This window comes from Ruegeria sp. R8_1 (assembly GCF_017743815.1).
GTDB lineage: Bacteria > Pseudomonadota > Alphaproteobacteria > Rhodobacterales > Rhodobacteraceae > Ruegeria > Ruegeria lacuscaerulensis_A.
On record NZ_JAGHRL010000001.1, the window covers coordinates 364,522 to 391,502 of the forward strand.

28 protein-coding genes are annotated in these 26,981 nt (G+C 58.2%); 17 read left to right on the top strand and 11 right to left on the bottom strand.

Annotated elements, in window-relative coordinates; all coding sequences use genetic code 11:
- Positions 1-32: 32 nt before the first annotated feature.
- Complete coding sequence (locus J7380_RS01820) at positions 33-770, bottom strand: folate-binding protein YgfZ (protein WP_209194222.1); 738 nt, start codon at positions 768-770, stop codon at positions 33-35.
- A 73-nt stretch (positions 771-843) separates the two neighbouring features.
- Here J7380_RS01820 and J7380_RS01825 point away from each other — a divergent pair, with 73 nt between their 5' ends.
- Positions 844-1,518, top strand: coding sequence for a TIGR04283 family arsenosugar biosynthesis glycosyltransferase (locus tag J7380_RS01825; protein WP_209194223.1), 675 nt, complete (start codon positions 844-846; stop codon positions 1,516-1,518).
- 839 nt (positions 1,519-2,357) lie between these two features.
- Here J7380_RS01825 and J7380_RS01835 read toward each other — a convergent pair.
- Positions 2,358-3,227 (bottom strand): MurR/RpiR family transcriptional regulator, encoded by an 870-nt coding sequence (locus J7380_RS01835; RefSeq protein ID WP_209194224.1) that lies wholly within the window; start codon positions 3,225-3,227, stop codon positions 2,358-2,360.
- Between the two features lie 155 nt (positions 3,228-3,382).
- Between J7380_RS01835 and J7380_RS01840 the strand changes: the two genes are divergently transcribed.
- The 9 genes from J7380_RS01840 (at position 3,383) to J7380_RS01880 (ending at position 13,826) form a co-directional block, all read left to right on the top strand.
- The gene (locus J7380_RS01840) at positions 3,383-4,138 is read left to right on the top strand and encodes an N-formylglutamate amidohydrolase (RefSeq protein WP_247742355.1); all 756 of its coding nucleotides are present in this window, start codon (positions 3,383-3,385) and stop codon (positions 4,136-4,138) included.
- Positions 4,135-4,719 carry a TRAP transporter small permease subunit gene (locus J7380_RS01845; protein ID WP_209194225.1) on the top strand — a complete coding sequence of 195 codons (585 nt, stop codon included), beginning with the start codon at positions 4,135-4,137 and terminating at the stop codon, positions 4,717-4,719. Before J7380_RS01840 ends, J7380_RS01845 begins: the two co-directional genes overlap by 4 nt.
- A complete protein-coding gene (locus J7380_RS01850; RefSeq protein ID WP_209194226.1) occupies positions 4,716-6,035 on the top strand; it encodes a TRAP transporter large permease subunit in 1,320 nt (439 codons plus the stop codon). Before J7380_RS01845 ends, J7380_RS01850 begins: the two co-directional genes overlap by 4 nt.
- A gap of 51 nt (positions 6,036-6,086) precedes the next feature.
- Positions 6,087-7,121 (top strand): TRAP transporter substrate-binding protein, encoded by a 1,035-nt coding sequence (locus J7380_RS01855; protein WP_209194227.1) that lies wholly within the window; start codon positions 6,087-6,089, stop codon positions 7,119-7,121.
- Between the two features lie 148 nt (positions 7,122-7,269).
- Complete coding sequence (locus J7380_RS01860) at positions 7,270-8,955, top strand: Na/Pi cotransporter family protein (protein WP_209194228.1); 1,686 nt, start codon at positions 7,270-7,272, stop codon at positions 8,953-8,955.
- 56 nt (positions 8,956-9,011) lie between these two features.
- On the top strand, positions 9,012-10,373 hold the full coding sequence (locus J7380_RS01865) for a glutamine synthetase family protein (protein WP_209194229.1): 1,362 nt from the start codon (positions 9,012-9,014) through the stop codon (positions 10,371-10,373).
- Positions 10,374-10,463: 90 nt separating this feature from the next.
- On the top strand, positions 10,464-11,846 hold the full coding sequence (locus J7380_RS01870; protein ID WP_209194230.1) for an aldehyde dehydrogenase family protein: 1,383 nt from the start codon (positions 10,464-10,466) through the stop codon (positions 11,844-11,846).
- Positions 11,843-12,988 (top strand): iron-containing alcohol dehydrogenase, encoded by a 1,146-nt coding sequence (locus J7380_RS01875; RefSeq protein ID WP_209194231.1) that lies wholly within the window; start codon positions 11,843-11,845, stop codon positions 12,986-12,988. The genes J7380_RS01870 and J7380_RS01875 overlap by 4 nt, the downstream gene beginning before the upstream one ends.
- Before the next feature lie 58 nt (positions 12,989-13,046).
- Positions 13,047-13,826 (top strand): alpha/beta hydrolase, encoded by a 780-nt coding sequence (locus J7380_RS01880; protein WP_209194232.1) that lies wholly within the window; start codon positions 13,047-13,049, stop codon positions 13,824-13,826.
- Here J7380_RS01880 and J7380_RS01885 read toward each other — a convergent pair.
- The 3 genes from J7380_RS01885 to parE form a co-directional block, all read right to left on the bottom strand.
- On the bottom strand, positions 13,816-14,097 hold the full coding sequence (locus J7380_RS01885) for a hypothetical protein (RefSeq protein ID WP_209194233.1): 282 nt from the start codon (positions 14,095-14,097) through the stop codon (positions 13,816-13,818). The genes J7380_RS01880 and J7380_RS01885 overlap by 11 nt on opposite strands.
- Before the next feature lie 251 nt (positions 14,098-14,348).
- A complete protein-coding gene (locus tag J7380_RS01890; RefSeq protein WP_209194234.1) occupies positions 14,349-15,008 on the bottom strand; it encodes a hypothetical protein in 660 nt (219 codons plus the stop codon).
- 159 nt (positions 15,009-15,167) lie between these two features.
- A complete protein-coding gene (gene parE, locus J7380_RS01895; protein WP_209194235.1) occupies positions 15,168-17,126 on the bottom strand; it encodes a DNA topoisomerase IV subunit B in 1,959 nt (652 codons plus the stop codon).
- Positions 17,127-17,298: 172 nt separating this feature from the next.
- On the opposite strand from parE, the gene J7380_RS01900 reads away from it, so the two are divergent.
- The gene (locus tag J7380_RS01900; protein ID WP_209194236.1) at positions 17,299-18,111 is read left to right on the top strand and encodes a class I SAM-dependent methyltransferase; all 813 of its coding nucleotides are present in this window, start codon (positions 17,299-17,301) and stop codon (positions 18,109-18,111) included.
- Positions 18,112-18,202: 91 nt separating this feature from the next.
- Positions 18,203-18,811: a peroxidase-related enzyme gene (locus tag J7380_RS01905; RefSeq protein ID WP_209194237.1), complete on the top strand. Its 609-nt coding sequence runs from the start codon at positions 18,203-18,205 to the stop codon at positions 18,809-18,811.
- 4 nt (positions 18,812-18,815) lie between these two features.
- Here J7380_RS01905 and J7380_RS01910 read toward each other — a convergent pair whose 3' ends face one another.
- On the bottom strand, positions 18,816-19,691 hold the full coding sequence (locus J7380_RS01910; protein ID WP_209194238.1) for an alpha/beta hydrolase: 876 nt from the start codon (positions 19,689-19,691) through the stop codon (positions 18,816-18,818).
- 128 nt (positions 19,692-19,819) lie between these two features.
- Here J7380_RS01910 and ppk2 point away from each other — a divergent pair, with 128 nt between their 5' ends.
- Complete coding sequence (gene ppk2, locus J7380_RS01915; RefSeq protein ID WP_209194239.1) at positions 19,820-20,728, top strand: polyphosphate kinase 2; 909 nt, start codon at positions 19,820-19,822, stop codon at positions 20,726-20,728.
- 105 nt (positions 20,729-20,833) lie between these two features.
- Positions 20,834-22,195: an MATE family efflux transporter gene (locus J7380_RS01920; protein WP_209194240.1), complete on the top strand. Its 1,362-nt coding sequence runs from the start codon at positions 20,834-20,836 to the stop codon at positions 22,193-22,195.
- Here the strand turns inward: J7380_RS01920 and J7380_RS01925 are convergent.
- Entirely contained in the window at positions 22,192-22,593 is a 402-nt protein-coding gene (locus tag J7380_RS01925; protein ID WP_209194242.1) for a hypothetical protein, read from the bottom strand. The genes J7380_RS01920 and J7380_RS01925 overlap by 4 nt on opposite strands.
- Positions 22,594-22,606: 13 nt before the next feature.
- Positions 22,607-23,809 carry a pyridoxal phosphate-dependent aminotransferase gene (locus tag J7380_RS01930; protein WP_209194243.1) on the bottom strand — a complete coding sequence of 401 codons (1,203 nt, stop codon included), beginning with the start codon at positions 23,807-23,809 and terminating at the stop codon, positions 22,607-22,609.
- 91 nt (positions 23,810-23,900) lie between these two features.
- Between J7380_RS01930 and J7380_RS01935 the strand changes: the two genes are divergently transcribed.
- From J7380_RS01935 to J7380_RS01945, 3 genes are all read left to right on the top strand, one after another.
- The gene (locus tag J7380_RS01935) at positions 23,901-24,293 is read left to right on the top strand and encodes a helix-turn-helix domain-containing protein (RefSeq protein ID WP_209194244.1); all 393 of its coding nucleotides are present in this window, start codon (positions 23,901-23,903) and stop codon (positions 24,291-24,293) included.
- Positions 24,290-24,547 (top strand): succinate dehydrogenase assembly factor 2, encoded by a 258-nt coding sequence (locus tag J7380_RS01940; protein ID WP_170354631.1) that lies wholly within the window; start codon positions 24,290-24,292, stop codon positions 24,545-24,547. Before J7380_RS01935 ends, J7380_RS01940 begins: the two co-directional genes overlap by 4 nt.
- 78 nt (positions 24,548-24,625) lie before the next feature.
- Positions 24,626-25,123, top strand: a complete 498-nt coding sequence (locus J7380_RS01945) for a winged helix DNA-binding protein (RefSeq protein WP_170354630.1) — start codon at positions 24,626-24,628, stop codon at positions 25,121-25,123.
- Here the strand turns inward: J7380_RS01945 and J7380_RS01950 are convergent, their stop codons facing one another.
- From J7380_RS01950 to J7380_RS01960, 3 genes are read right to left on the bottom strand one after another with little or no spacing between them, the layout of a single operon-like run.
- Complete coding sequence (locus J7380_RS01950) at positions 25,124-25,846, bottom strand: DUF1194 domain-containing protein (RefSeq protein ID WP_209194245.1); 723 nt, start codon at positions 25,844-25,846, stop codon at positions 25,124-25,126.
- Positions 25,843-26,547 carry a DUF1194 domain-containing protein gene (locus tag J7380_RS01955; RefSeq protein WP_209194246.1) on the bottom strand — a complete coding sequence of 235 codons (705 nt, stop codon included), beginning with the start codon at positions 26,545-26,547 and terminating at the stop codon, positions 25,843-25,845. Before J7380_RS01955 ends, J7380_RS01950 begins: the two co-directional genes overlap by 4 nt.
- Positions 26,544-26,972: a VOC family protein gene (locus tag J7380_RS01960; RefSeq protein WP_209194247.1), complete on the bottom strand. Its 429-nt coding sequence runs from the start codon at positions 26,970-26,972 to the stop codon at positions 26,544-26,546. Before J7380_RS01960 ends, J7380_RS01955 begins: the two co-directional genes overlap by 4 nt.
- Positions 26,973-26,981 lie beyond the last annotated feature (9 nt).

Consider the following 26,981-nt stretch of genomic DNA (forward strand, 5'->3'; position numbering starts at 1 on the left):
CCGCAGTTCAGCCGTGCCGCTTGCGCAACAATTCAATCGCTTAGACGAACGTTGGCCAGATCGGCCTGCATATCCCCTGTGGCGCGATCCAGTCGCAGATAGGCAATTCCGGCACCGCCAGATTGGGTGAACAAGGTTCCCACTGGCTTGCCGTTTGCAAAGATTTCAGTCCCGACCGGGGCGCTTCCGTCTACCGTCACGCGGCGCAGTCCCTTGCGCAGCTCGGTTTTGTGCTTCATCCGAGCTGTAACCTCTTGCCCGACATAGCAGCCTTTCTTGAAATCGACACCGTTCAGCAGTTCGAACCCGGATTCAAGGATATAGCTGTCCGACGTCAGTTCGATTCCTGTTTCCGGGATGCAATGGCGAACGCGGATGTCATCCCAATCGGAGCCGTCATCGCTTTCGGGTGCTGCAGTGTAGGCCCGCCAGCCCATGTCAACGTGACGCGGATCAGGTAAGGCACCTTGTGGTGCCGGGCCGGTGCCTCGCTGCAGGTTCAGCCCACTTTCCTCGATGGCAACGTCTGCACGCAGCTTGTACATCCCAAGACGTTTGACCAGCCCTTCGGCCAAAATCTCGGCCACATCCAGCAGAACAGCATCGTCCTCGCGTTTGAGGAAGAAATCGGCAAGGTATTTGCCTTGCGGAGTCAAAAGCGCAGCATAGACCAGACCATCCTGAAGCCCGCCGATGTCATTTGTCACCAGCCCTTGCAGAAAACTGTCAGTGTCTGTGCCGCTCAGGCGCAGGATGCGGCGATTGGGCATGGGGGTATCCTCGTGCTTTCCCTCGGTCCCGTGATATAGGAGTTCGCGCCGACAAGACCAGAGGGTAATCCACGTGCCAGCACCGATCTCGATTGTCATTCCGACTTTGAACGCGGCCGAGACCTTGCCTGCGACGCTTCAGGCATTGATGGAAGGGCTGCACACCGGGCTGATCCGCGAATTGATCGTTACGGATGGCGGATCCACCGACCCAACTCTGGAGATTGCGGATGAGGCCGGGGCCGAGATCGTCACCGGTGCCGCATCGCGTGGCGGGCAGTTGCGTCGCGGGTGCAAACAGGCGAGAGGCGAGTGGCTGCTGGTTTTGCATGCCGACACTGTTCTCGAGGATGGTTGGACCAAAGTTGTCGGCGACCACCTTCGATCAGGCAAGCCAGCGGTTTTCCGACTGGCATTTCGCGCTGCGGGGTTTGCGCCCGGTTGGGTTGCTGGATGGGCCAATCTGCGCAGCCGGGTGTTGGGGTTACCCTATGGGGATCAGGGGTTACTGATCCCGCGACGGACTTATGAACAGGCCGGAGGGTTCCCTGATCAACCCCTAATGGAAGACGTTGCACTTATGCGCCGGGTGCGGGGCGTCGCGATATTGCCTTCTCGTGCGTTTACGAGCGCGGATCGATACCAGAAGGCGGGGTGGATGCGCCGAGGGGCGCGGAATCTGTGGACTCTGTTGCAGTATTTTCTGGGGGCAGATCCTGCAAAACTGGCGCGGGCGTATCGGCGCTGAAGGCAGTGCGCAATTCAACGATTGACTTGCCCAATCGGAACGGGGCGGCGAAGCTGACAAGGCACAAAGCGATAATCTGCAGCACCAGGATATGTGCGTTGGCCTGCAGGTATTCCCATTCGTCTTTCAACTTCCCGACTTGCGCAATCAGATCCTCATAGCTTCGGGCAAGGATCAGATAGTCACCGGCAATCGCAGGCACCTTGCGGCGCATATTGTCGATGGCAATCTGGGTCTTGTCGTCAACGGTCGTAAAGACAAGAAACTGGTCAATGTCGAAAGCGCTGGCTTTTTCGGCCATCGCGCGTGCGTCGTCCATATCGTCTTTTGCCTGACGTCCGAATAGGAAGTGCAGTCCTTGCAGCGGCGCGACCTCGTTGGTCACGGCGATAAACAGGGGCAGGTCAGCGTTGCTGGCGGTTGAGGCCGATAGGAACTCCACCTTTTCGCACAGAACGCCAATATCATCGTCGTAGGCTGGATCACAAAACCGCAACCGAAAGCGCGCAGCGTCCCGGTCAAAGGCCAGTGTAGCGGCATAGGCTACGTCGATCTGCCGGTCCAGCCGAGAACTGTCGGCGGTGTAAAGACCGGCCAAGACAGCAACCAAAGCACCGATACCGCCCAGCACGACCCAGACCAGATCGGCCAGTTTCCACGCCCTATGCCCCGCAGGTTTGCGGAACAGAAACCCGGTTCCCACGAGTCCGACCAGAAAAAACAGGATCAGCAGCGGCAGTTGGTTATCGGCGACAAAGCTCATGCCCATAAAGTGAACGCGCGGCCCCCAAGTGGCAACACTGATCACGGGCAGTTGTAAATTGTAGCAATTTCAGATGTTAAGAACCCGAGCTTTGGCCGAATTTACGGAACAGCTTGGTGCGGTCAAAGGCGGCCTCAAGTTCGTCGGTGCGGTTCTTGACCGAATCCCAAAGGCGTTCCTGAACCTCGGCGATGGCGCATTCCATCAGTGTCAGGATCGACGCCATCGAATCCCAAGCGGACGGCACCGCGATCCGTGCGGCAAAGGTATGTTTGGCCAGCCGGTGAATGGGCGAGCGCCACTGGTCTGTGAACAGCACAATCTCGGCCCCGCGTTCCTGACAGAGCTGCCCGATAAGCATGGTCGAGTTTTCGTATCGTCGCACGTCCAGCGCGATCAGAACGTCATCCTTGCGTACATCCAGCAGATCATGGGTCCACGACGCAGCCACCGGTAGCATTCGGACGTCGGGACGGATCATTTGCAAATGCAGGTACAGGTACTGCGCCATTGTGCCAGTGATGCGCCCCCCAGTGATGAAAATGCGCCGATCGGGATCAGATAACAGGTTGCAAAAACTGTCGAATTCTTCCGGGTCAACCTCATCAATCGTGCGCTTTTGATTGGCGAGGGATTGCTGGGAATAGCGGTTGAGGATGTGTTCCTCGGGCAGGTCGTTTTGCCAGACGTCACGTTTGGCAATGGGGCCCGAGATCATCTCTTTCACTTCACCCCGCAGGGCGGCCTGAAACTGCGGATAGCCGTCAAACCCGGTCTTTTGCAGCATCCGCGCAACTGTGGTGGTCGAAACCGAGGCGGTGCTGGCCAGTTCTGTAATGCTGCCCAAGCCGGCCATGGGATAGTCATCCAGCAGAACACTGACCAGTTGCCGTTCCGAAGGCGTCATCCTGTCCCGATGGGCCAGCAGCCTGTCCGTCACCCGCACTGAACGATCCTCCTGTATGCGACAGGGGCATAATGTGAATAATTTTTCATCAAGATCAAGTCTGGAGAAAATTATACAGGAAAATTATTGACAGGTGATTGGACTGTGTGGAAATTTTTCCGCAATGAAGATTTTAGGAATCGCAGGGTAGTAGGTTGGATTTCGGAACAGTCGTTCACACGGATATGGCAGACGGTGCGCCAAAAGTCGTTCTGGTCTGCGAGCACGCGTCGAACCGGATCCCGGCGTTTCTGGGGGATATGGGGCTAACTGCCGCGGCACGTGAAAGCCACATCGCATGGGATCCCGGAGCTTTGGCGGTGGCCAAGCGGATGTCGGTGCAAATGGCCGCGCCGCTGGTACATGGTGGTGTGTCGCGGTTGGTTTATGATTGCAACCGGCCGCCCGAGGCAAAAGGCGCTATGCCGTCGCGCAGTGAAGATATCGACATACCCGCAAATACTCGGATGACGCAGGATCAACGGCAGGCGCGGATTGAGGGCGTCTACGAGCCGTTTCGCCAAGCCCTCTCCAAGCTGATCCTGCAGCACCGGGGAACGCTTGAGCTGATGGTGACGGTCCACAGTTTCACTCCGGTCTATTTGGGCAAGCGCCGACAGGTCGAACTGGGTATCCTGCACGGCGCCGATGACCGGTTTGCAGCAGCGATGATGGCGCATAAGGCGATTGAAAACCCGTATGTTACCATGTTGAACGAGCCTTACTCGGCCGCTGATGGCGTTGCACACACTCTGGATGCGCAGGCTTTGCCGAATGGTTTGCTGAATGTGATGATCGAGGTTCGGAATGATCTGATCCGCACGCCCGAGCAGCAAAATGCTGTGGCGGGCTGCCTTGTTCCTTGGATATCGCGAACTCTTTCGGGGTTTGAAGAAAGGGCGGCAGAATGATCCGGGCCATGCGCGTATATGTCCGTGTTGTTGACGCCGTCAATTACAGGATCGGACGGGTGATGATGTGGGGTCTGTTTGTTATGATGGGCATCCTGCTGTGGTCGTCGATCTCGAAAACCTTCTTTCTGCCGTCGCTGTGGACCCTGGAAATGGCGCAGTTTGCCATGGTGACCTATTACATCATGGGTGGGCCGTATTCGATCCAGCTGGGGTCGAATGTGCGGATGGACCTGTTCTATCACAACTGGAGTCACACGAAAAAAGCGTGGTTCGACGCTTTCACCGTTCTGCTCTTGATCCTGTATCTGGGCGTGCTGTTTTACGGCGGGCTGGGGTCCACCGCTTACAGCCTTGGATATTGGGGGGATTCTCCGATCTCGTACTTCACTGGTCTGTTGACCGGCAGTGAAGAGATCGGGCGGCTGGAACGCTCGTCCACCGCATGGCGGCCTTACATCTGGCCGATCAAGGCGATCATGGTGCTGGGCTTCTTCCTGATGCTGCTGCAGGCAATTTCGGAATTCTTCAAAGACATAGCCCGGATCAACGGGCAGGAAATCGGGGTCGCTCGGGCATGAGCCAGGAATATATCGCCATTTTCATGTTCGCGTCGATGATGCTGATGCTGTTCACAGGTCAGCGCGTCTTTGGCGCGATCGGAGCGGTCGCAACCATCGCGGCGCTGGCCTTGTGGGGCACAGGCGGGCAGGACATCACCTTTTCGGCCGCGATGAAGTTGATGAAATGGTATCCGCTGCTGACCCTGCCGATGTTCATCTTCATGGGGTATGTGTTGTCGGAAAGCCGTCTGGCCGATGACCTGTACCGGATGTTCCATGTCTGGATGGGGCCTGTGAATGGCGGGCTTGCGATTGGCACGATTGGCCTGATGGTGCTGGTCTCAGCCATGAACGGGCTTAGCGTCGCGGGGATGGCCATTGGTGCGACCATTGCGCTGCCCGAACTGCTGCGGCGGGGTTATGACAAGACGATGGTCACCGGTGTCATTCAGGCTGGATCTAGTCTGGGCATTCTTGTACCGCCCTCGGTCGTGCTGGTGCTCTATGCGATGATCGCACGACAGCCGGTGGGGCAGCTGTGGCTGGCGGGGATCGTGCCGGGCTTGCTGATGGCGGGTATGTTCATCCTCTATATCTGGATCCGTTGCCGCATTCAGCCCGAGCTTGGCCCAGCGATGAAAGACGCCCATGAGGTGCCGCGCGCGGAAAAGCTGCGGCTGCTGGGGGCAGGAGCACTGCCGCTGATCATCTTTGCGGCGATGATGGTGCCCTTCGTGAATGGCTGGACCTCGCTGGTGGAAAGCTCGGCTATCGGGGCGCTGACGGCGCTGGTCGTGTCGGTGCTGAAGCGCCGCATGACGTGGAAGATTTTCGAGGATTGCACCAAGCAGACGTTGGCGATTTCGTGCATGTTTATGTGGATCATCCTTGCGGCCCTTGGCTTTGGCGCGGTGTTCGACGGGCTGGGTGCGGTGAAAGCCATCGACAACCTGTTCACCGAACAGCTGGGCTTGTCGCCCTGGGTGATCCTGATCCTGATGCAGCTCAGCTTTATCGTCATGGGTACGTTTCTGGACGACACGGCAATGCTGGTCATTGTGGCGCCGCTCTACGTGCCTTTGGTGGGCGTGCTCGGATTTGACCTGATCTGGTACGGGGTGCTTTATACGATCACCACCCAGATCGCCTATATGACGCCGCCCTTCGGCTATAACCTGTTCCTGATGCGCGCGATGGCCCCGCCCGAGATCACGCTGCGCGACATCTACCGCTCGATCTTCCCGTTTGTGGCGGTGATGGTGCTGGCGCTGACAATCATCATGATCTTCCCGGAACTGGCCCTGTGGCTGCCCGGATATGTCTACGGAAATTAACAAGAATGCCCGCTCAAGAGGCACGCAAACCTGCAACAGAGAGGAAATGACATGACAACAAGACGTAAGTTTCTGAAAACAGCCGGGGTCGGCGTTGCCGCTGCCCCTCTGGCCGCGCCCGCGTTGGCGCAGAGCACGATCACCTGGCGGATGCAGACCTATGCCGGTCCTGCGCTGGCTGCTCATGTGATCGACCCCGCGATCGAGATGTTCAACAAGATCGCTGGTGACCGGATGCAGATCGAGCTGTTCTATGCTGATCAGCTGGTTCCCACCGGAGAACTGTTCCGCGCCATGCAGAAGGGCACGATTGACGCGGTGCAATCGGATGATGACTCGATGGCATCGCCCACCGAAGTTACCGTGTTCGGAGGCTATTTCCCGTTTGCTTCCCGCTACTCGCTGGACGTGCCGGTGCTGTTCAACCAATACGGCTTGAACGAGATCTGGGATGAGGAATATTCCAAGGTCGGCGTCAAGCACATCAGCGCGGGTGCTTGGGATCCGTGCCACTTTGCCACCAAAGATCCGATCAACAGCCTGGCCGATCTGAAGGGCAAGCGCGTCTTCACCTTCCCGACAGCGGGCCGCTTCCTGTCGCAGTTCGGTGTTGTGCCCGTCACTCTGCCATGGGAAGATATCGAGGTCGCGGTGCAAACCGGCGAATTGGACGGCATCGCGTGGTCGGGCATCACCGAGGACTACACCGTGGGTTGGGCCGATGTGACCAACTATTTCCTGACGAACAATATCTCGGGCGCATGGGCCGGGTCGTTCTTTGCCAATATGGACCGCTGGAACGAACTGCCCGAAGACCTGCAGACCTTGTTCCGCGTTTGCTGTGATCAGTCGCACTACTATCGTCAGTGGTGGTATTGGGGCGGCGAGGCCAGCCTGCGTGTCAATGGCGACAAGATGCAGCTGACCACGATCCCCGATGAAGAATGGGCGCAGGTCGAAGAGGCCGCCGTTGCATTCTGGGATGAGATCGCGGCTGAATCCGAAACCAAGGCCAAGGTTGTCGAGATATTCAAACAGTATAACGCTGACATGCTCAAGGCCGGACGGCCTTATCGCTACGGCTAAATTCCATACAATTTCGGCGCGCGGCCTCGGTCGCGTGCCGGTATTGGACCTCTGGACCCCCGACCTCCGATGCTAGGCTTGCCTCTGATACAGACAAGAACACGCTGGTCGCGCTTTGGCGTGAACCGGGCGAGGAGGGTATAGGCCAATGGCGATAGCTGGGTTCCTGATCGAGATTTTTGCGGCGACCATGTTGCTGCTGTTTGCGGTGCGGCTGGTCCGTACGGGCATCGAAAGACGCTTTGGCGCATTGTTCCAGTCGCTGCTGACGCGTCATTCCAACACGTTTGTTGCCGGTGGGGCCGGCATGGTTCTGGCAACGATCCTGCAAAGCTCGGCTGCGGTGACAGTTTTGCTGACCGGATTTGCCGCGGCAGGCATGGTCAGCTTTGGCCTTGCATTGGCCGGGGTGCTGGGCGCGGATCTGGGTGCAGCGCTTGTCATTCAGGTTCTGTCTTATGATCTGGGCTGGCTGCAACCCGTGCTGCTGGCGTTGGGCGGGTGGCTGTACCTCAAGTCCGACCGCGCCAATGTGCGGCTGATCGGGCGCATTGTTCTGGGCATCGCGTTCATTCTGGTTTCATTGCAGTTCTTGCGCGATGCGGTTGACCCGATCCGCGAGAGCGCCTTTTTGCCCGCCATCGCGGGCTATCTGGAAAGCGACTATTTCAGCGCCTTTATCGTAGGCGCGGTGCTGGCCTTTGTCATGCACAGTTCGGTTGCGACGATCCTGATGTGCGTGACATTGGTTCAGATCGGAGCCATCCCTTTTGCTGCCGGGCTGTCGCTGGTTCTTGGGGCCAATCTGGGGTCGGCCTTTATTCCGATCTGGCTGACCCGTGACCTGACAGTTTCCGCGCGTCGTATTCCACTGGCCAACCTTCTGCTACGCGGCAGCGCGGCGCTGGTGATGCTGATTGTGGTCAACGTGACCGGCACGCATCAGACGCTGATGGTCGCGGGGGCAGGGCAGTCGTTGATCCTGGCTCATATCGGCTTCAACCTCGCCGTTTTTGTGCTGGCCACAGGGTTCGTGAACTGGATGGAGCGACCGATGGCGCTGCTGCTGCCCGAGCCTGAGGTTCAGGCAAACGCGATGGACCACTTCTCGGACGCGCTTAGGCCACTGAACGATCCCAGCGCGTCGGGGGCGAATGTTGCGATATCTTCGGTCCGGCATGAGCTGTTGCAGATGGTCACGCAGGTTGAACGCATGTTCCGCCCGGTTCTTGATATCTATGAGCAGGATGACAGCGACGCGATCTCGGCCCTTTGGCAGCAGGATGAGAGGGTGAATGCGCAGCTGACCGAAATCCGACGCTTTGTCGCCCGGATGCCGCGCCAGAACATGAGCAAGGCGCAGATCAAGGCGGCGCGCGGCCTGGTCGAATACGCGATCCGGCTTGAGGCGGCGGGAGACGTGGTGTCGAACCGCATGACCCGAACCGCGCAGATCAAACACACCGAACGCACCGATTTTTCGGCGCAGGGCTGGAAAGAACTCAAGGATTTGCACGCGGCGGTGCTGGCCAGTTTCTCTCTGGCTCGTCATGTGCTGCTGGTGGATGACATGGATTGCGCCCGCCGTCTGGTGCTGGACAAAGCCGAGGTTAAGCGCCTGTCGCGGAACAGCCGAAAGGCGCATTTGAAACGACTTGAGAGGGGGCAGACCGAAAGCTTTGCCTCAAGCGATCTGCATCTTGAGACGTTGCGCGCCATGCGCGACCTGCACGGGCATATCGCCGCCATCGCCTATCCGATCCTCTACCAAAGCGGGCAGGTTCTGGAGACACGTCTGGTGATGGAAATGGATAACGAAGCGGTCGAGGACTAAGGCCGAGGGCAAGAGCTTGGGACAACAGTCCCGGAAAGTGACAAAGGATGAACGGGATGGGCAATGAAGCACGTTTGAACGACCTGAAAACCAAGGTTGAAGCCGGTGAGGTCGATACCGTGCTGGTCTGCATGGTCGACATGCAGGGGCGTCTGATGGGCAAGCGGTTCCACGCGGGGCATTTCGTGGCCGGTGCGTGGGAAGAAACCCATTGCTGCAACTACCTGTTGGCAACCGATCTTGAGATGGCGACGCCCGATGGCTATGCCGCAACCAGTTGGGAGCGCGGCTACGGCGATTATGTGATGAAGCCTGACCTGAGCACTCTGCGCCCGGTTCCGTGGCTTGAAGGAACGGCCATGGTGATGTGTGACGTGCTGGATCACCATACGCATGAGGAAGTGCCCCACGCGCCTCGGTCCATTCTGAAAAAGCAGGTGAACAGGCTTAAGGCCATGGGCTATGACGCCATGTGCGCCACCGAGCTGGAGTTTTTCCTGTTCGAGAAGAGCTTTGACCAGATCCGCAAGGAAGGGTTTCGCGATCTGGAGCCGATCTCGGGCTATAACGAAGACTATCACATCCTGCAGACCACCAAGGAAGAGCATGTGATGCGCCCGATCCGCAATCATCTGTGGAACGCGGGAATACCGGTCGAAAACTCGAAAGGTGAGGCTGAGACCGGGCAGGAAGAACTGAACATCAAGTACGCCCCCGCGATGGATACGGCCGAGTATCACTCGATTGCCAAGAACGCAGTGAAAGAGATCGCGTGGCAGCATGGCCATGCCGCGACGTTCCTGCCGAAATGGCATCATGAGAAAGTCGGCAGCTCGTCCCACGTGCATCAGTCGCTTTGGGCGGATGGGGTACCAGCCTTTTTCGATGAAAAAGATCCGCTGGGCATGTCGGGTATCATGAAAAGCTATATGGCGGGATTGCTGAAATACGCCGCTGATTACACCTATTTCATGGCCCCCTATATCAACAGCTATAAGCGGTTCATGAAGGGTACTTTTGCGCCGACGCGGATCATCTGGTCGGTGGACAATCGCACGGCGGGGTTCCGTCTTTGCGGCGATGGCACCAAGGCGGTTCGGGTGGAGTGCCGGATTCCGGGCTCGGACATGAACCCCTATCTGGCGATGGCGGGGATGCTGGCTGCTGGGATTGCCGGGATTGAGGAAGGGCTGGAGTTGCAGCCTCCGACGCAGGGCGATGTGTATCAGGGTGAAACGGGGATGATCCCCGGCAATCTGCGCGCGGCGCGGGATGCGTTGCATGGCTCGGCCATGTTGCGCGCGGCCATGGGGGATGACGTGGTCGATCACTATGCCCGCGCGGTTGAGGTCGAGATCGAAGAGTTTGAGCGTGTGGTGACCGATTGGGAAATTGCTCGCGGGTTTGAGCGGGCTTAGGGAGTTGGCTGGGGGCTCTGCCCCCAGACCCCCGGGATATTTTTGGACAGATGAAGCAGAGATCCTGTTTCTTTCGGAAATGGAGTGAGAATGGGACAGATGTTGAAATGTGTCTCGCCGATTGATGGATCGGTTTATGCAGAGCGTGAAGTGCTGTCGGCAGAAGCGGCATTTGAGGTCGCCGCGCGGGCGCGTGCGGCGCAGGCGGAATGGGCGGCGCGCCCATTGCAGGAGCGGATTGATCTTGTAATGGCAGGTGTGGCCGCAGTGGGCGCTATGAACGATGAGATCGTGCCAGAGCTTGCGCATATGATGGGCCGACCGGTGCGCTATGGCGGTGAGTTCGGCGGGTTCAACGAGCGCGCCAGCCATATGGCCGAAATCGCCTCGGACGCTCTGGCCGATATCGCCGTGGGTGAGGATGAGACCTTTAAACGCTATATCAAGCGCATCCCGCACGGGGTCGTTTTTGTGGTCGCGCCGTGGAACTATCCCTACATGACCGCGATCAACACGGTCGCTCCTGCTCTGATTGCGGGTAACGCTGTGGTGCTGAAACACGCCACTCAGACCTTGTTGGTGGGTGAGCGTATGGCGCAGGCCTTCCACGCGGCGGGTGTGCCCGCGGATGTGTTCCAGAATGTGTTCCTCAGCCATGACGTGACCAATGATCTGATCGCGGGCAAGGCGTTTGATTTCGTGAACTTCACCGGCTCGGTCGGGGGCGGTCAGGCGATGGAACGCGCGGCGGCGGGCACCTTTACCGGTGTCGGTACCGAGTTGGGCGGCAAGGATCCGGGCTATGTCATGGAGGATGCCGATCTGGATGCAGCGGTCGATACGCTGATCGACGGGGCCATGTTCAACTCGGGCCAGTGCTGCTGCGGGATCGAGCGGATTTATGTGCATGAAAGCCTCTATGACGCCTTCGTCGCCAAGGCGGTTGAGGTGGTGAAAGGCTATAAGCTGGGCAACCCGCTGGACGCCGAGACAACGATTGGCCCGATGGCCAATGTGCGTTTTGCCGATGAGGTGCGGGCGCAGATTGCCGAGGCCGTTGCGGCAGGTGCCGTCGCCCATATCGAAACCTTTGCCGAGGACGATGGCGGGGCCTACCTCACGCCGCAGATTCTGACCAATGTCACCCACGACATGCGCGTGATGCGGGATGAGAGCTTTGGCCCGGTGGTGGGCATCATGAAGGTCTCGTCCGACGAAGAAGCCATCGCGCTGATGAATGACAGCGAATTTGGCCTGACCGCCAGCCTCTGGACCCGAGATGTGGAGCGCGCCGCGCGGGTGGGCGATCAGATCGAGACCGGCACCGTGTTCATGAACCGTGCTGACTATCTGGACCCGGGCCTGTGCTGGACCGGCTGCAAGAATACCGGACGCGGAGGCGGATTGTCGGTCATCGGCTATCACAACCTCACACGTCCAAAATCCTACCATCTGAAAAAGGTGACATCATGAGCCTTGTTGGAAACTGGTCCTACCCGACCGCGATCAAGTTCGGCGCTGGCCGGATCAAGGAATTGCCCGAGGCCTGCGCGGCTGCTGGGATGAAACGCCCTCTGCTGGTGACCGACAAGGGATTGGCTGATCTGCCGATCACCACGGCCACGCTGGATATTCTTGAGGCCGCAGGGCTGGGCCGTGGGCTGTTCAGCGACGTGGACCCGAACCCCAATGAAAAGAACCTCGAAGCAGGGGTTGCCGCCTATAATGCGGGCGGCCATGACGGGGTGATCGCCTTTGGCGGTGGCTCGGGGCTGGATCTGGGCAAGATGGTTGCCTTTATGTGCGGTCAGACGCGGCCGGTTTGGGATTTTGAGGATATCGGAGACTGGTGGACCCGCGCCGATGCCGATGCCATCGCGCCGATCATTGCCGTGCCGACCACCGCCGGGACAGGGTCCGAGGTGGGGCGGGCCAGCGTCATCACCAACTCGGAAACGCACGCGAAGAAGATCATCTTTCACCCCAAAGTTCTGCCTGCGGTCGTGATCTGCGACCCCGAGCTGACCGTCGGCATGCCCAAATTCATCACCGCCGGCACTGGTCTGGACGCGTTTGCGCATTGTGTCGAGGCGTTCAGCAGCCCGCACTATCACCCTATGAGCCAGGGCATCGCGCTGGAAGGGATGCGGCTGGTCAAGGACTACCTGCCGCGCGCCTATGCCGATGGCACCGACATCGAAGCCCGCGCCCAGATGATGAGCGCGGCGGCGATGGGGGCGACGGCGTTCCAAAAGGGCCTCGGCGCGATCCACGCGATGAGCCATCCGATTGGCGCGGTGTTCAACACCCATCACGGCACCACCAACGCGGTCTGTATGCCCGCCGTGCTGGATTTCAACGCGCCCGTTATTGCGGACCGGTTCCAACAGGCGGCGGCCTATCTGGGCATCGAAGGCGGCTTTGACGGCTTCCGCGCCTTTGTGCAGGAGTTCAACGACGCGCTGGGTATCCCGCGCAAACTGTCCGAACTGGGCGTGACCGAAGCGTCGATCCCCGAACTGGTCAAAGGCGCGATCATCGACCCGTCCTGCGGCGGCAACCCGATTGAGCTGACCGAAGATAACCTGACCGCGCTGTTCAAAGCCGCGCTGTAACAGGGTTGCAGACCCGCTCTCTCACCTCGCATACTGCGCGCAGGTGAGGGAGATTTTCATGACTAAAGACATTGTTCTGATCCACGGGGCCTTTGCAGGGCCGTGGTGTATGGAGGATTACGCGGGCTTCTTCCGCGCGCGGGGCTGGACGGTACACACCCCCGCGCTGCGCTATCACGGCGGAGACCCCAAGGCCGAGCCCGATCCCGGCCTGACCGACACCAGCGTTATGGACTACGCCGATGACATTGCCGCATTCGTGCAGGGGCTGGACAGCAAACCCGTGCTGCTCGGCCATGCCATTGCGGGAGTGGTAACGCAGCAGGTGGCCTCGCGCGGTCTGGCCAGCGCCATTGTCCTGATCAATCCAAATGCCGCTTGGGGGACATTGCCTGAAACCGACGACGAACGCGCTGTGCCGCGTGCGCTGATGGAGGGCGGGGCGTTTTGGAAACAGCCCATGCGCGTTGATTTCGACCTGATGGCCCCCTTTGCGCTCAACAAAATGCCCGAAGCGCAGCAGCACGCGGTGTTCGACCAGCTTGGCCCCGAAAGCGGGCGGGTGATGTTCGAGATGTTCTTTTGGATGTTCGACGATCACCACGCGATGAAGGTGGATATCGACAAGGTCGACTGCCCGGTCCTGATCGTTTCCGGCACCGAGGACCGGGCCGTGAACCCGAACACCTGCCGCGCGCTGGCGAAACTTTACGGGGATCGCGCAACTTTCCTACCCGCAGAAGGACACGCGCATTTTCTGTTCATGGAGCCGGGGTGGGAAGGCCCAGCCGGGCAGATCGCCGACTGGCTGGGCCAGAGATTGGACGTCAGCGGCTGATCTGAAAGCTGCTTTGGGGTTTCCAGCTCATGCTGCCATCGTCGTTTTTGACGCAGCGCAGCAGGTGTTCTTCGCGCGTGGTCGAGGTGGCGGTGACATTGTTGTCACCAAAGATCACCACAAACGCATCCATCGAATAGGCCATGCCCGCGTAATAGCAGAACTTGGTCTCTGCCCCGTCAGGGATCGGGGATGCGGTGGTCAGGGTTTGTTGTGCGTTCACTTGGCTGGCCAGCAGAGTCAGGGCCAGCCCGAGGGGTAGTGTCTTCATGTCGTCCTCCCGTTGAGAGATCAGTGGGTCAAATGGATCTTGGACGCTCGGGAACCTCAAATATCGTTCTTGAATGACGGGTTGAGGGTAAGTGTGAACGGGATCAACGGGTTAGGCAAGGGGTTTGACTGCGTGTCCCGAGATGGTTCGCGCTATCCACAGATTGCTTGATGCAAAGCATAAGGCACGCGCCCGACCCGCCCCATGGGTAGGCGCGAGGATTTTGATGGTGTGGATGGGTTGGAACGTCGTCAGTTTAATTTCGTCGGGGTGCTGACACCTACTCCCGAAATTCTCAAATGCTGATCAAAGTTCAAAATCAACCGGTATTCGTATATCAATTCATAGCCCGTTAGCGACGAAAGCCAGGATGGATTAGTCTCTCTATACTGCTCGATAGTCCAGCGGGCGGTTACTTGGTAAATCGGCTGAGTGTCGAAGTGCGGCTGGAAATTCTGAGACCCGCGCCTATTAAGTCCACTAAATCGAAACCTCTGATACTCTAGCCATTTTAAGGTGCGATCAGCGGTCCCAAGGCTACTTGCGACGCGAAACACGCACACTTCTGCTCCTGAACCCGTGCCAACTTTTTCCCAATCCAACTTGAGCAGGTTCGGCTCTTTTTTCTCTCGTTCGCTTTCAATCAGACAGCTCGTGACATCAGGGAAACGCCGCAAAGCTCTTCGATATCTCTTCCATTGAGGATGCACGCTATCCACAGTTTTTCCCAAAAAAAGAAACGGATCGGTTTCTTGATTGGCTAAGTGGTCGAATTCAATGAAGCAACTTTCGTTGGCGCGGCAAATCCCCCATCCGTCAATGGGGCTGTCTTCTGCAGAAACCGCAAACCCGCAAGCAGCCAATACAAGTGATGGTGCAGCCGTCACAATAATTTTTCGTAACGTTTTCATTTGTTTGCCAAAAGATTTAATAAGTGACTCGAAACTCCGCAATAATCTTAACCGGCAACCTATAGCTGATTCCAGTCAGACAATCCCTACCATTCGGTAAAAGCGCGCTTGCCATCGAAAACGCAGGTTCCTGTTCAATGCAGAGCTAATCTCTGTCGATCAAACATCCAACTCCTCCACAAACCGCGCGTTTTCCTGAATGTATTGGAACCGCAGTTCGGGCTTTTTGCCCATCAGACGCTCGACCAGATCGCCGGTTTCGCCGGGTTCGTCCTCGTCAATCGTGACGCGGATCAGCTTGCGAGAGGCCGGGTCCATCGTGGTCTCTTTCAGGTCCTTGGCGTCCATTTCGCCCAGACCTTTGAAGCGGGACACGTCGATCTTGCCCTTGCCGCCCAGACCTTTCTCAAGCCACTCGTCGCGCTCGGCCTCGTCCAGACAATAGACGCGTTTGGCGCCCTGGGTCAGGCGATACAGAGGCGGGCAGGCCAGATACAGGTGGCCCGCGTCGATCATCGGCCGCATCTGGGTGAAGAAGAAGGTCATCAGCAAGGACGCGATATGCGCGCCGTCCACATCCGCGTCGGTCATGATGATGATCTTGTCATAGCGCAGGTCGTCGACGTTGAACTTGGTGCCAAGGCCCACACCCAGCGCCTGGGTCAGATCGTTGATCTCGGCATTGGTGCCCAGTTTCGAACTGGCCGCGCCCAGCACGTTCAGGATTTTGCCGCGCAGGGGCAGCAGGGCCTGTGTCTTGCGATCCCGCCCCATTTTGGCCGAGCCACCGGCCGAGTCGCCCTCGACGATGAATAATTCGGTGCCGTCGCGTGTTGAACTACTACAGTCCACCAGCTTGCCGGGAAGACGAAGTTTTTTAGTGGCGGATTTGCGTTGTGTCTCTTTCTCGGCTCGTCGGCGCAGACGCTCCTCGGCTCGGAGTATCACAAAGTCGAGGATCGCGCCGGCAGATTTCGTGTCCGCGGCCAGCCAGTTATCGAAATGGTCGCGGACCGAATTCTCTACCAGCCTCTGCGCCTCGACCGTGGCCAGACGGTCTTTGGTCTGGCCCACGAATTCCGGCTCGCGGATAAAGCATGAGACCAGCGCGCAGCCGCCGGTGATCAGGTCTTCGCGGGTGATCTGCGCGGCCTTCTTGTTGTTGATCAGCTCGCCGTAGGCCTTGATCCCCTTGAGGATCGCGGCCCAGAACCCCGCCACATGGGTGCCGCCTTCGGGCGTGGGGACGGTGTTACAGTAGGATTGGATGAACCCATCGCGCGAGGGCGTCCAGTTGATTGCCCATTCGACCTTGCCCGGTGTCCCGAACTTCTCGTTGAAGTCCACGGTGCCTGCGAAGGGCTGCTCGGCATAGGTGGATGAGCCGTTCATCGTCTCTTTGAGGTAATCAGACAGGCCGCCGGGGAAGTGGAACGTGGCCTCGGTCGGGGTTTCGCCGTCGTCGATGGCGGATTTCCAGCGGATTTCCACGCCTGAGAACAGGTAGGCTTTGGATCGGATCGATTTGAACAGACGCGCGGGTTTGAATTTATGTTGTCCAAAGATTTCCGCATCGGCGTGGAACGTTACGGTGGTGCCGCGCCGGTTGGGGGCCGCACCGATTTTCTCGACCGGTCCCAAGGGAATCCCGCGCGAGAAGCGTTGTTCGAACAGCGTCTTGTCCCGCGCCACCTGCACGACCATGGAATCGGACAGGGCATTCACCACCGAGGCCCCAACCCCATGCAGACCGCCCGAGGTCTGATAGGCCTTGCCCGAGAATTTACCACCCGCGTGCAGGGTACACAGAATGACCTCCAGCGCGGACTTGTCGGGGAACTTCGGATGCGGATCAATCGGGATACCGCGCCCGTTGTCGCGGACGGTCAGGGCGTAATCTTCGTGCAGCTCGACCTCGATCCGGTTGGCGTGACCGGCGACCGCTTCGTCCATCGAGTTGTCGAGGATTTCGGCCACCATGTGATGCAGCGCGCGCTCATCCGTGCCGCCGATATACATGCCGGGGCGTTTGCGAACGGGTTCCAGCCCTTCAAGCACCTCGATCGAGGAGGCGTCATAGGTGGAAGTCGCTTCAGGCGTCAACAGATCGTCGGGCATCGGTGCTGCTCTTGTTTTTGAGTTTTATCCATTATGGCAGGTGATGTGGTCCGGGGGAAGAGGGGCGCGAAGTGTTGTAGAAAAATGCGAGGATCACGCAGGTTTTCGCATATGGCCTGTTTTCGACTAAGATGGGGACAGTTTGTATTTTTCATCAACTAGGGGCAATTGGATGACCACAAATTCCGCAGAGTTTATTGGTGACATTCCGACATATTATGACAGTGGTCTTGGACCAAATATTTTTGTCGATTACGCACAACACTTGGTCGAGACATGTTGCAGCGAACCCGCTAGCGAAGTGGTCGAACTTGCAGCCGGAACCGGCATAGTCAGCAGAATGCTCCGAGATCAGCTGCCTGCAGCAGCAAACCTGCTGGTTACTGATTTGAACGCGCCGATGTTGGATGTTGCCAAGACTAAGTTTTCTAGCTCGGAAAACGTTCGTTTTGACGTTGTCAACGCGATGGAACTGCCATTCGAAACACCAAAGTTCGATTTGATGGTGTGTCAGTTTGGCGTGATGTTTTTTCCCGACAAAGTCGCCTCGTTCCGCGAGGCCGCGCGCGTGCTGAAACCCGGAGGGCGTTACGTTTTTAATGTCTGGAGTTCTATGGCTGAAAACCCGGTTTCGCAGATGGCTCAGGACGTTGTTGCGCAGGTCTTCCCGGACGACCCTCCGGGCTTTTACCAAGTTCCGTTTCACTACGGAGACCCGCAGGCCGTATTGGCTGACTTGTCCGCCGCCGGTTGGCACAACGTGACATTCCAGACGATACGGTTGAGTAAAAAGATCCTGGATCCCGCGGCATTCTCGCGCGCTTTGGTTTTCGGAAACCCTTTGGTGGACGAAATAAAAGAGCGCGGCGGTGCCGATCCCGAGGAGGTCGCGGTGGAAATGGCAAAGGCATTGGATCAGCGTTTTGGGTCAGAGGACATGGTGATGCCTTTGTCGGCCACGACTTTTGTCGGACAAATGGATTAACCACACCTTTGAAATCGAAGCTTGCCTCCTGGGGCATCGCCGGTAACAACTCAATCTGGGATTGACGCGACCAAAATCGTAAGGAAGTGGAATGAGTTGGATCAAGACGGTGCCCTTCGAGCAGGCAACAGGTCGATTGAAGAAACTGTATGAACGGGTCACCGGGCCGGGGAACAACGTTGACAACATCATGATGGTGCATTCCCTGCGCCCGCATTCGATGGAAGGCCACATGGCGTTGTACAAAAACGTGTTGCACCATTCGGCCAACACCATTCCGAAATGGTTTCTCGAGGTTCTGGGCGTCTGGGTCAGTTCGTTGAACCGTTGTGGATACTGTGTCGAGCATCACTTCAGTGGTCTACAGCGTTTGCTGGACGATCCTGCACGCGCAGAAGCTATTGGCGCAGCGATTGAGGCCAAAGCGCCAGATACCGCCCCTTTGGATGCCGCGCAGGTCGCGGCGATGCATTATGCGCGCATGTTGACTCAGGCTCCGGCGGATATGACAGAAGCAGATATCGACGCGTTACGCGCGGTGGGGTGGGATGACGGCCAGATACTCGAGATTAATCAGGTCTGCGCCTATTTCTCGTATGCCAACCGCACTGTTTTGGGGCTGGGGTGCGACACCGATGGGGATGTTTTGGGACTATCGCCCAACAACTCCGAGGACCCGGCGGATTGGGGGCATCGCTAGGCCGTCAAGCGCCGCTCCAGTCCAGAATTGCCTGCGCCATTGCGTCAGGTCGTTGGTGATGCAGCCAGTGATCTGCGCCGGGAATGTCGACACGCTTCAGGTCGGGGGCGAAGGTTTCAAGCCCAGAGGTCGCCTCTGGCAGCAGCGCTTTGTCCTCCGGTCCCCAAAGAAGCAGATGCGGGCATCGGACCATCAGGCGCTCTACCGGAAACTCGGGCAGGTCCGTCAAAGGCTCGCCCGGTTTAGCCACCACCAAAGGAGAAGCGCGATACCAGTTCAACATAGCGTTCAACCGACCGGGCCGAGCCCATTCGGTGCGATAGTCTTGCATCTGATGATCAGACAACCAATCCAACCCCATGCCGTATCTGAAGAAACGTTCAAGCAGGGCGAAGTTATTGGCTGAAAAACGATCGGCTGCGTCCTCGGCGCGCAGGTCATTGATATATTGCGAGGCTGCGGACTGCGGGCCTCCTGCCGCCATGGCGCGCTGAAACGGAACCGGATGAACTCCGTTCGCGATGATCAGGCGGTCGACCAGTTCGGGCCGAAACATAGCTAGGCCATAGGCCACCGAAGCCCCCCAATCGTGACCCAGAACCGTTACGGGCCCGCCCTGCGTTTCGATCAGTGCGGCCATGTCCGACACCAGGTTGGACAGGGTGTAGTGGCCGACGCTTTCCGGCACCCAGCTTTGCCCGTAACCGCGGTGATCGGGCGCAACACAATGGTAGTGCGGGGCGAGGTGCAGTGCCAGATCGGCCCATGCGTCGCCATATTCTGGAAAGCCGTGCAGCATCAGCAGCGTGGGCAAACTGGGATCACCCCAGCTGCGTAGAAAAAACGGCTGACCGTTGAGCGTGACAAACCTGCTGTTCATGGGGCTAACCCTATGGTCTGAAATCGAAATACAGAGCACTTAAGATACAGCAATTTGACACCAATCAAAGCGCGAAGTGCCGGTCCCTGTTAGCCTTTCATCTAACAAGCTTAGCAAGGAGAAACTGAATGGAAACAGCGGCACAGATAGAAAAGACAGAAACGCCCGTTACTGTGGTGCCCGCCTCTGCAGCGCCAAGTCCCGAAAAAATTCGTCTGGCCTTTGAAAGCGGCAAATACCCCTATGGCCGCAAGATGGCCCGCAAGACCTATGAGGCACAAAAGGCCGAGTTGCAGGCCGAGTTGTTGAAGGTTCAGCTGTGGGCGCAAGAGACGGGGCAGCGGTTTGTGTTGTTGTTTGAAGGCCGCGACGCTGCTGGAAAGGGTGGCACGATCAAACGGTTCATGGAGCACCTGAACCCGCGTCAGGCCCGTGTGGTCGCGTTGAACAAACCTACCTGGGAAGAAAAGGGTCAGTGGTATTATCAGCGCTATATTCAGGAACTGCCGACCGTGGGCGAAATGGTGTTTTACGACCGCTCCTGGTACAACCGCGCGGGCGTTGAGCGGGTGATGGGCTTTTGCTCGCCCAATGAGTATCTGGAATTCATGCGCCAGACCCCGGATTTCGAGAGGATGCTGGTGCGCTCGGGCATTCAACTTTACAAATACTGGTTCTCAGTCACGCAGGAAGAGCAACAGCGCCGGTTCAAAAGCCGTGAAACCGACCCGCTGAAACAGTGGAAATTGTCGCCGATCGACAAGGCGAGCCTCAGCAAGTGGGACGACTACACCGAGGCGAAAGAGGCGATGTTCTTCTACACCGATACCGCCGATGCGCCCTGGACGATCATCAAGTCCAACGACAAGAAACGCGCCCGTCTGAACACGATGCGCCACTTTCTGTCGACGCTGGACTATCCCGGCAAGAACCATGATATCGTGGGCGACCCGGATCCGCTGATCGTCGGGCAGGCACATCACGTGATCCATCGGTCCGAGCACATACTGGGTACGTCTCTGCATCCGGACGCTTGAAAAGGCCATTCAAAGCTGATTACCGGCTCTTGACAATGAGTCTCACCTTGGAATTTCGTTGATCTGGTCTTGTCCCGGCTTCTGGCCGGGCATAAGGCTGGGGCAATGAATAAGGTGATGACATATCGCGGCCACTTCCGGGCCATCGCCGTGCTCGGCCTGCCGTTGGTGGGCGGGCATCTGGCGCAGTTCGCGATCGGCCTGACCGATACGATCATGCTGGGCTGGTACGGGGTAGAGGCTTTGGCTGCTGTAACCTTGGCCAGCAGCTACTATTTCGTGCTGTTTCTGTTCGGGGCCGGGTTCGGCTGGGCCGTTATGCCTATCGTCGCCACGGCCGCTGCGGAAGAGGACGAGACGAGTGTTCGCCGCTCGACCCGCATGGGATTGTGGCTGTCACTGATCTATGCGGCTCTTATGATGCCGTTGCTATGGTGGTCCTACCCGATCCTGATTGCTTTGGATCAGGACCCTGATGTTGCGCGAACGGCTTCCCAGTACCTGCGGGTTGCAGGGTGGGGTCTGTTCCCGGCGCTTATCGTGATGGTCTTGAAGTCTTATCTGGCCGCGTTGGAACGGACCCAGATCGTTCTTTGGATTACGGTCACAGCCGCCGTGGTCAACGGCCTAACTAACTATGCGCTGATCTTCGGGAACTGGGGCGCGCCCGAGATGGGCGTGATCGGCGCCGCCGTCGCCTCGGTGGTTACACAGATCGTTTCGCTGGTCTTTGTGGTGATCTATGCGGTGCGTGTCTTGCCCGAACACAGCCTGTTCCAGCGTTTCTGGCGCCCGGATTGGGAGTTCTTCTTCAGCGTCCTGCGTCTGGGCGTGCCCATCGGATTGACTACTCTGGCCGAGGTTAGCTTGTTTGCGATGTCCGCGATCATGATGGGGTGGCTGGGTCAGGTGCCGCTGGCGGCGCACGGGATCGCGCTAAATTTGGCCTCGGCCACGTTCATGGTGCATCTGGGCCTGTCGAACGCGGCCACGATCCGAGCGGGTAATGCGCTGGGCCGCAAGGATCGGGCGCATCTGGAAAAAGGCGCGATTGCCGTAACGGGCATGTCTTTGGTGATGTCGGTGCTGACCGTCATCCTGTTCCTGACCTGCGCCGAGCCGTTGATCTCGTTGTTTATGGAAACAGACGATCCGCAGCGGGGGGAAATCCTGTTGATTGGCACCGGGTTGCTGGCCATGGCGGCCCTGTTCCAACTGGTCGATGGCGCGCAGGTGATCGCGCTGGGCCTGTTGCGTGGTTTGCAGGACGCCAAAGTGCCGATGTTAATGGCGGGGCTCAGCTATTGGGTCGTGGGCATTCCAGCGTCGTATTACTTTGGCTTTGTCCGGGGGATGGACGGGATCGGCGTCTGGCTGGGCCTTGTGCTGGGGCTGGCTTTTGCGGCGGTGCTGCTGATGGCCCGGTTCTGGATGCGCTCGGTTCGGTCTGTACCGGTAACGGCTTAACCCTTGCTGAGTCGATCCGCCTTTTTGCGCACGAGGACGCTGCGCAGGTCATGCATGGCCATCAACAATCTGTCGGTCACATCCTCAAGCTGATCATCGGATGCTTTGGACTGGGCCCACTGAGTCGTCAGGTTCAGGTAATCCACGGCCCGGTGGATATCATCCATGTCGCGCTGGGCCAGCAGGGCCTTGCGCGCCTCCATCCAGCGCGCGATTTCGGCTTGGTCGGCTTCGGTCAGGGTGCGCTGGCCTTGCGGTTTGATCTCGCCATTTCGGATGTTGATGACGGCGATCTGGTCCATCTCGATCCGCTGCTGGCGGTTTTCCGTGTCGATCCGGAATACCGCCGCGCCATTCTCGCGGATACGGAAATAGTATTCGGGCAGTTCAGTCGCCATACGGCCTCCGGGCTCAGGTCAGTGCAGCGCAGAAATTTTGGATGCGGGTGCAAGCCTCGGTCAGCGCCTCATCCGATGTAGCATAGCTGACACGGAAATTCGGAGACAAGCCAAACGCGGCACCAAAAACAACGGCAACGTCAGCCTCTTCCAGCAACGCTGTGGCAAATGCCTCATCCGATGCGATCACGGTACCTGCCGGGGTTGTTCTTCCGATCAGACCCGTGATCGAAGGGTAGACGTAAAAAGCACCTTCGGGCGTGGGGCAAGTGATGCCGTCGATCTGGTTCAGCATCTTCACCACAAGATCGCGGCGTCGTTTGAATGTCTTGGCATTGGGGGCCAGAAAATCCTGCGTGCCGTTCAGCGCCTCGACCGCAGCCCATTGGCTGACCGAACAAGGGTTCGAGGTCGACTGCGATTGGATCTTGCGCATCGCTGCGATCAACTCGGCCGGGCCGGCCGCATAGCCGATCCGCCAGCCGGTCATGGCATAGGCTTTGGACACACCGTTGCAAGTCAGCGTACGATCATAAAGGCCCGGTTCGACCTGGGCAGGGGTGCAGAATTCGAACCCGTCATAGGCGAGATGCTCATACATATCATCCGACATGATCCACACATGCGGATGGCGCATCAGCACATCGGTCAGCGCCTTCAACTCGGCCCGGCTGTAACCCGCACCGGTAGGGTTGGACGGAGAGTTGAAGATGAACCACTTGGTGTTCGGCGTGATCGCGGCCTCAAGCTGTTCGGCCGTCAGCTTGAACTGGTTTTCCAAGGTTGTTTCCACAACGACCGGCGTACCGCCTGCCAGCAGAACCATATCGGGATAGCTGACCCAGTAGGGGGCTGGGATGATTACCTCATCGCCGTCGTTCATGGTGGCCATCAAGGCGTTATACAGCGTCTGCTTGCCGCCGGTACCTACCGAGATCTGGGCGGGCGAATAGTCCAACCCGTGATCACGTTTCATTTTGGCACAAGCCGCCTGTTTCAACTCGGGGATGCCATCGGGCGCGGTGTATTTCGTTTTCCCCGCGGCAATGGCGGCGACAGCCGCGTCCTTGATGTTCTGCGGCGTATCGAAATCGGGTTCGCCCGCGCTCAGTCCGATAACATCGCGCCCTGCGGCCTTCAATTCGGCGGCTTTCGCTGTCATTGCGATGGTCGGTGATGGTTTTACGCGTGACAGTGTCGCAGACAGGAAACTCATGATCGGCCTCGGTTTGTATGTTCAACCTGTCTGTCATAGGGTGCGCCCGAATGACGATCAAGCGATATGCACAGTGGAATTGGAGACGCGAATGAACGACGAAAGCGACTGGTACGGCCCGGAATCAGCAACTTTTGGCGACCGTCTGGCAGGCGCGCGTGAAGCGGCAGGTATGACGCAATCGCAGCTTGCGCGGCGGCTTGGCGTCAAGAAAGCCACGATCGCTGCTTGGGAAAACGACCTGTCTGAGCCGCGCGCCAACCGTTTGTCGATGATGGCCGGAATGATCAACGTCTCGATCATGTGGCTTTTGACTGGCGAGGGTGACGGTATGGATGCGCCGGTTGAAGTGGTGGAAAACGCGCCTGAGCTTGTTGAAGTCGTGACCGAGTTGCGCGCCATCCGTGGCGAGATGCGGGCCAGCGCCGAACGGGCCGCCAAGTTGGAGAAACGCGTGCGCCTGATGTTGGAGCGAAATCAATGACCGAGCCGCGTGACGTTCAGATCAAGCGACTGAAAATGCGCTCCATGCGCCGAGGGATCAAGGAAATGGACCTGATCCTGCAGGCGTATGCCGAACGCAATTTGGCGGCGATGGACAGTGCTGGGTTGGAAACCTATGACGCGCTGTTGCACGAAAATGATCAGGACCTGTATCAATGGGTGACTGGGCAGGTCGCCGCCCCAGAGCGGTTCGGGGATCTGATAACTGATATCGCACAAACATTTCAGAAATAAAGAAAAAGACGGTTTAACTGAATTTTCGGTTTTTCGATTCATTCTGCCTGAAACAGCGCGATTGAATCGGAGGATCGGATGAGTATGGAAATGCAGGTCTCCGCGCACGGGGCCAAGGGCTTCATGACCAGTTATCTTGAGGCGCTTGCCCTTGTCGAACGGCTGCACCGTTTGCTTTTGGACGTCATCAAGGATGAGTTCGAACGTGTCGGCGTACTTGAAATCAACGCGGTTCAGGCATTGCTGCTTTTCAACATCGGAGATCATGAAGTCACGGCAGGTGAGCTGAAAAGCCGGGGATATTACCAGGGCAGCAATGTCAGCTATAACCTGAAAAAGTTGGTCGAGATGGGCTATATGCACCACCAGCGCTGCGAGATTGACCGCCGTTCGGTCCGTGTGCGTCTGACGCCGCGTGGGCGCGAAATTCGTGACACAGTGTCCGAACTGTTCGCTCGTCACGCCGATGGGTTACAGTCACGTGGCGTGTTGGGGCTTGAGGGTATCGAGGACATCACCACCTCTCTCCGTCGGGTTGAACGCTATTGGACGGACCAGATCCGTTATATTTACTGATCAGGGTCGGGTGTATGGTCCGGCGTCGGACAGGACCAAACCCTCAAGCTCGCGGATTAGCTTGCGGGTCATCGCATCCTCATAAGCTTCGAACCCGACGGAAACCTCGACAAAAGCGTCGGGGCCCAGAATGACCCAGGCATTGTAGTAAGCGGATAACTCACTGATCTGTATGTCGCGCTTGTCCCCGACATTGGCGTCATCGGGGCCGATAACCAGACCGTTGATGGTGATCCCGCTGGCTTGCAGTGCTTGTTTCACCTCGCGGGGGTGAGGGCCAATGTTGTGTTTTCCGTCGCCAGAAAGGTCCAGCGTTTGCTTCCAGCACTCGGGCTGTTGGGATAGTAATTCAGCACCAAACAGCATTGCCGATCCAACTGCGGTCCCCTGGGGCGCCGAGCTGCGCGTCACCGAGTTTAACAGGTTTGAAATGCCAGCGAGTTGTTCGTCGGATCGGATTTCTGTCCAGTCAAGCAGCATGCGCTGATGACTGGTCTCACTCCATTCGAATACGGCGAGCCGCACCGCAGGGCCAAGGCCCGAAAGAAGCAGTTGCTTGACCTTGGGTCGTTGCAGGGCAGCGGCCAGACCACCGAGTTGCAACCTGTATTCGGCACTATCGACCGAGCCAGAGACATCCAGACCCAATGCCAGAGCCTGTCTGCACTCAGACAGGGCGGGTGTTCCCAAAAAGGCTGCGACAGCGGCAAGGTACCGGATCATTTTGGCGCTTCACCGGACAAAGCGCCGATTTGCAGGCCCTGCAATTCCCTCTCAAGCTTCCGGCGCATGGCGCGCTCGAAGTCTTCGAACCCTTGCGCCACTTCAAGAAAAGCGCCGGGGCCATGCAGGACATTGTTCTCGAAAAACGGGATTAGGAACAGCTCGCCTTCGAAATCAGCAGCGTTGATGACCAGCCCGTTCACCACGACGTCCTGAAACGGAAAGTGGCGGTAGGCCGAATCCGGCCCGTACCCGTCATTGTTCGACCCATCACCAGACAGATCAATGGTCTGGAAAAGGCAGGGCGGGGCTTGCTGCATCAGTGTCGCGCCAAAGGCCAACGCATATCCCATCGCCGTGGCCGATCCGCTGTCGGATCGCACCGACTGCTGCACCGTCGTAGCTGCGGCCAGCAAATCCGCCCGTGTACGGATCATCGACCAATTCAGAATGACCCGCTGCGTGCTGCGCCCGCTCCATTCATAGACGGCCAGCGCCACGGGCATTGGCGATGAGAAAAACGCCTCGGTCACTTCAGGCGCCACAAGAGCCGCGGCCAGGCCCTGCCGTTGCAGCGTGTCTTCGGTTGCGTCTACCGAGGTCGATATGTCCATCGCCAAGGCAAGCGCCAGCCGACAGGTCTCGGCCCGCAAGGGGCTGGCCAATACGGCCAAGCCCAAGGTTGCCAGCCAGCGGATCACCAGTGGCCGGTGCTTTCCATGCTGGCCCAGGGTTCGGCGGGGTCCAGCGCCTCACCATTTTGCAAAAGCTCGACCGAGATATTGTCTGGCGAGCGCACAAACGCCATACGCCCGTCGCGCGGCGGCCGGTTGATCACCACGCCATTATCCTGAAGCAGCTGGCACATTTCGTAGATATTATCGACCCCGTAGGCCAAATGACCGAAATGGCGGCTATCGCCAGGTAATCCGTCGTCGCCATCCCAGTTATATGTCAGCTCGATCGGACGATCTTCTTGCCCCGGAGGTGCCATGAAGATCAGTGAAAACCGCCCTTGTTCACTTTCGTACCGACGGGTTTCTTTCAGCCCCAGCAGTTCATAAAACGCCATGGATTTCTCAAGATCCTTAACGCGGACCATGGTGTGCAGGTATGTCAGCCCCATTCCGGATTC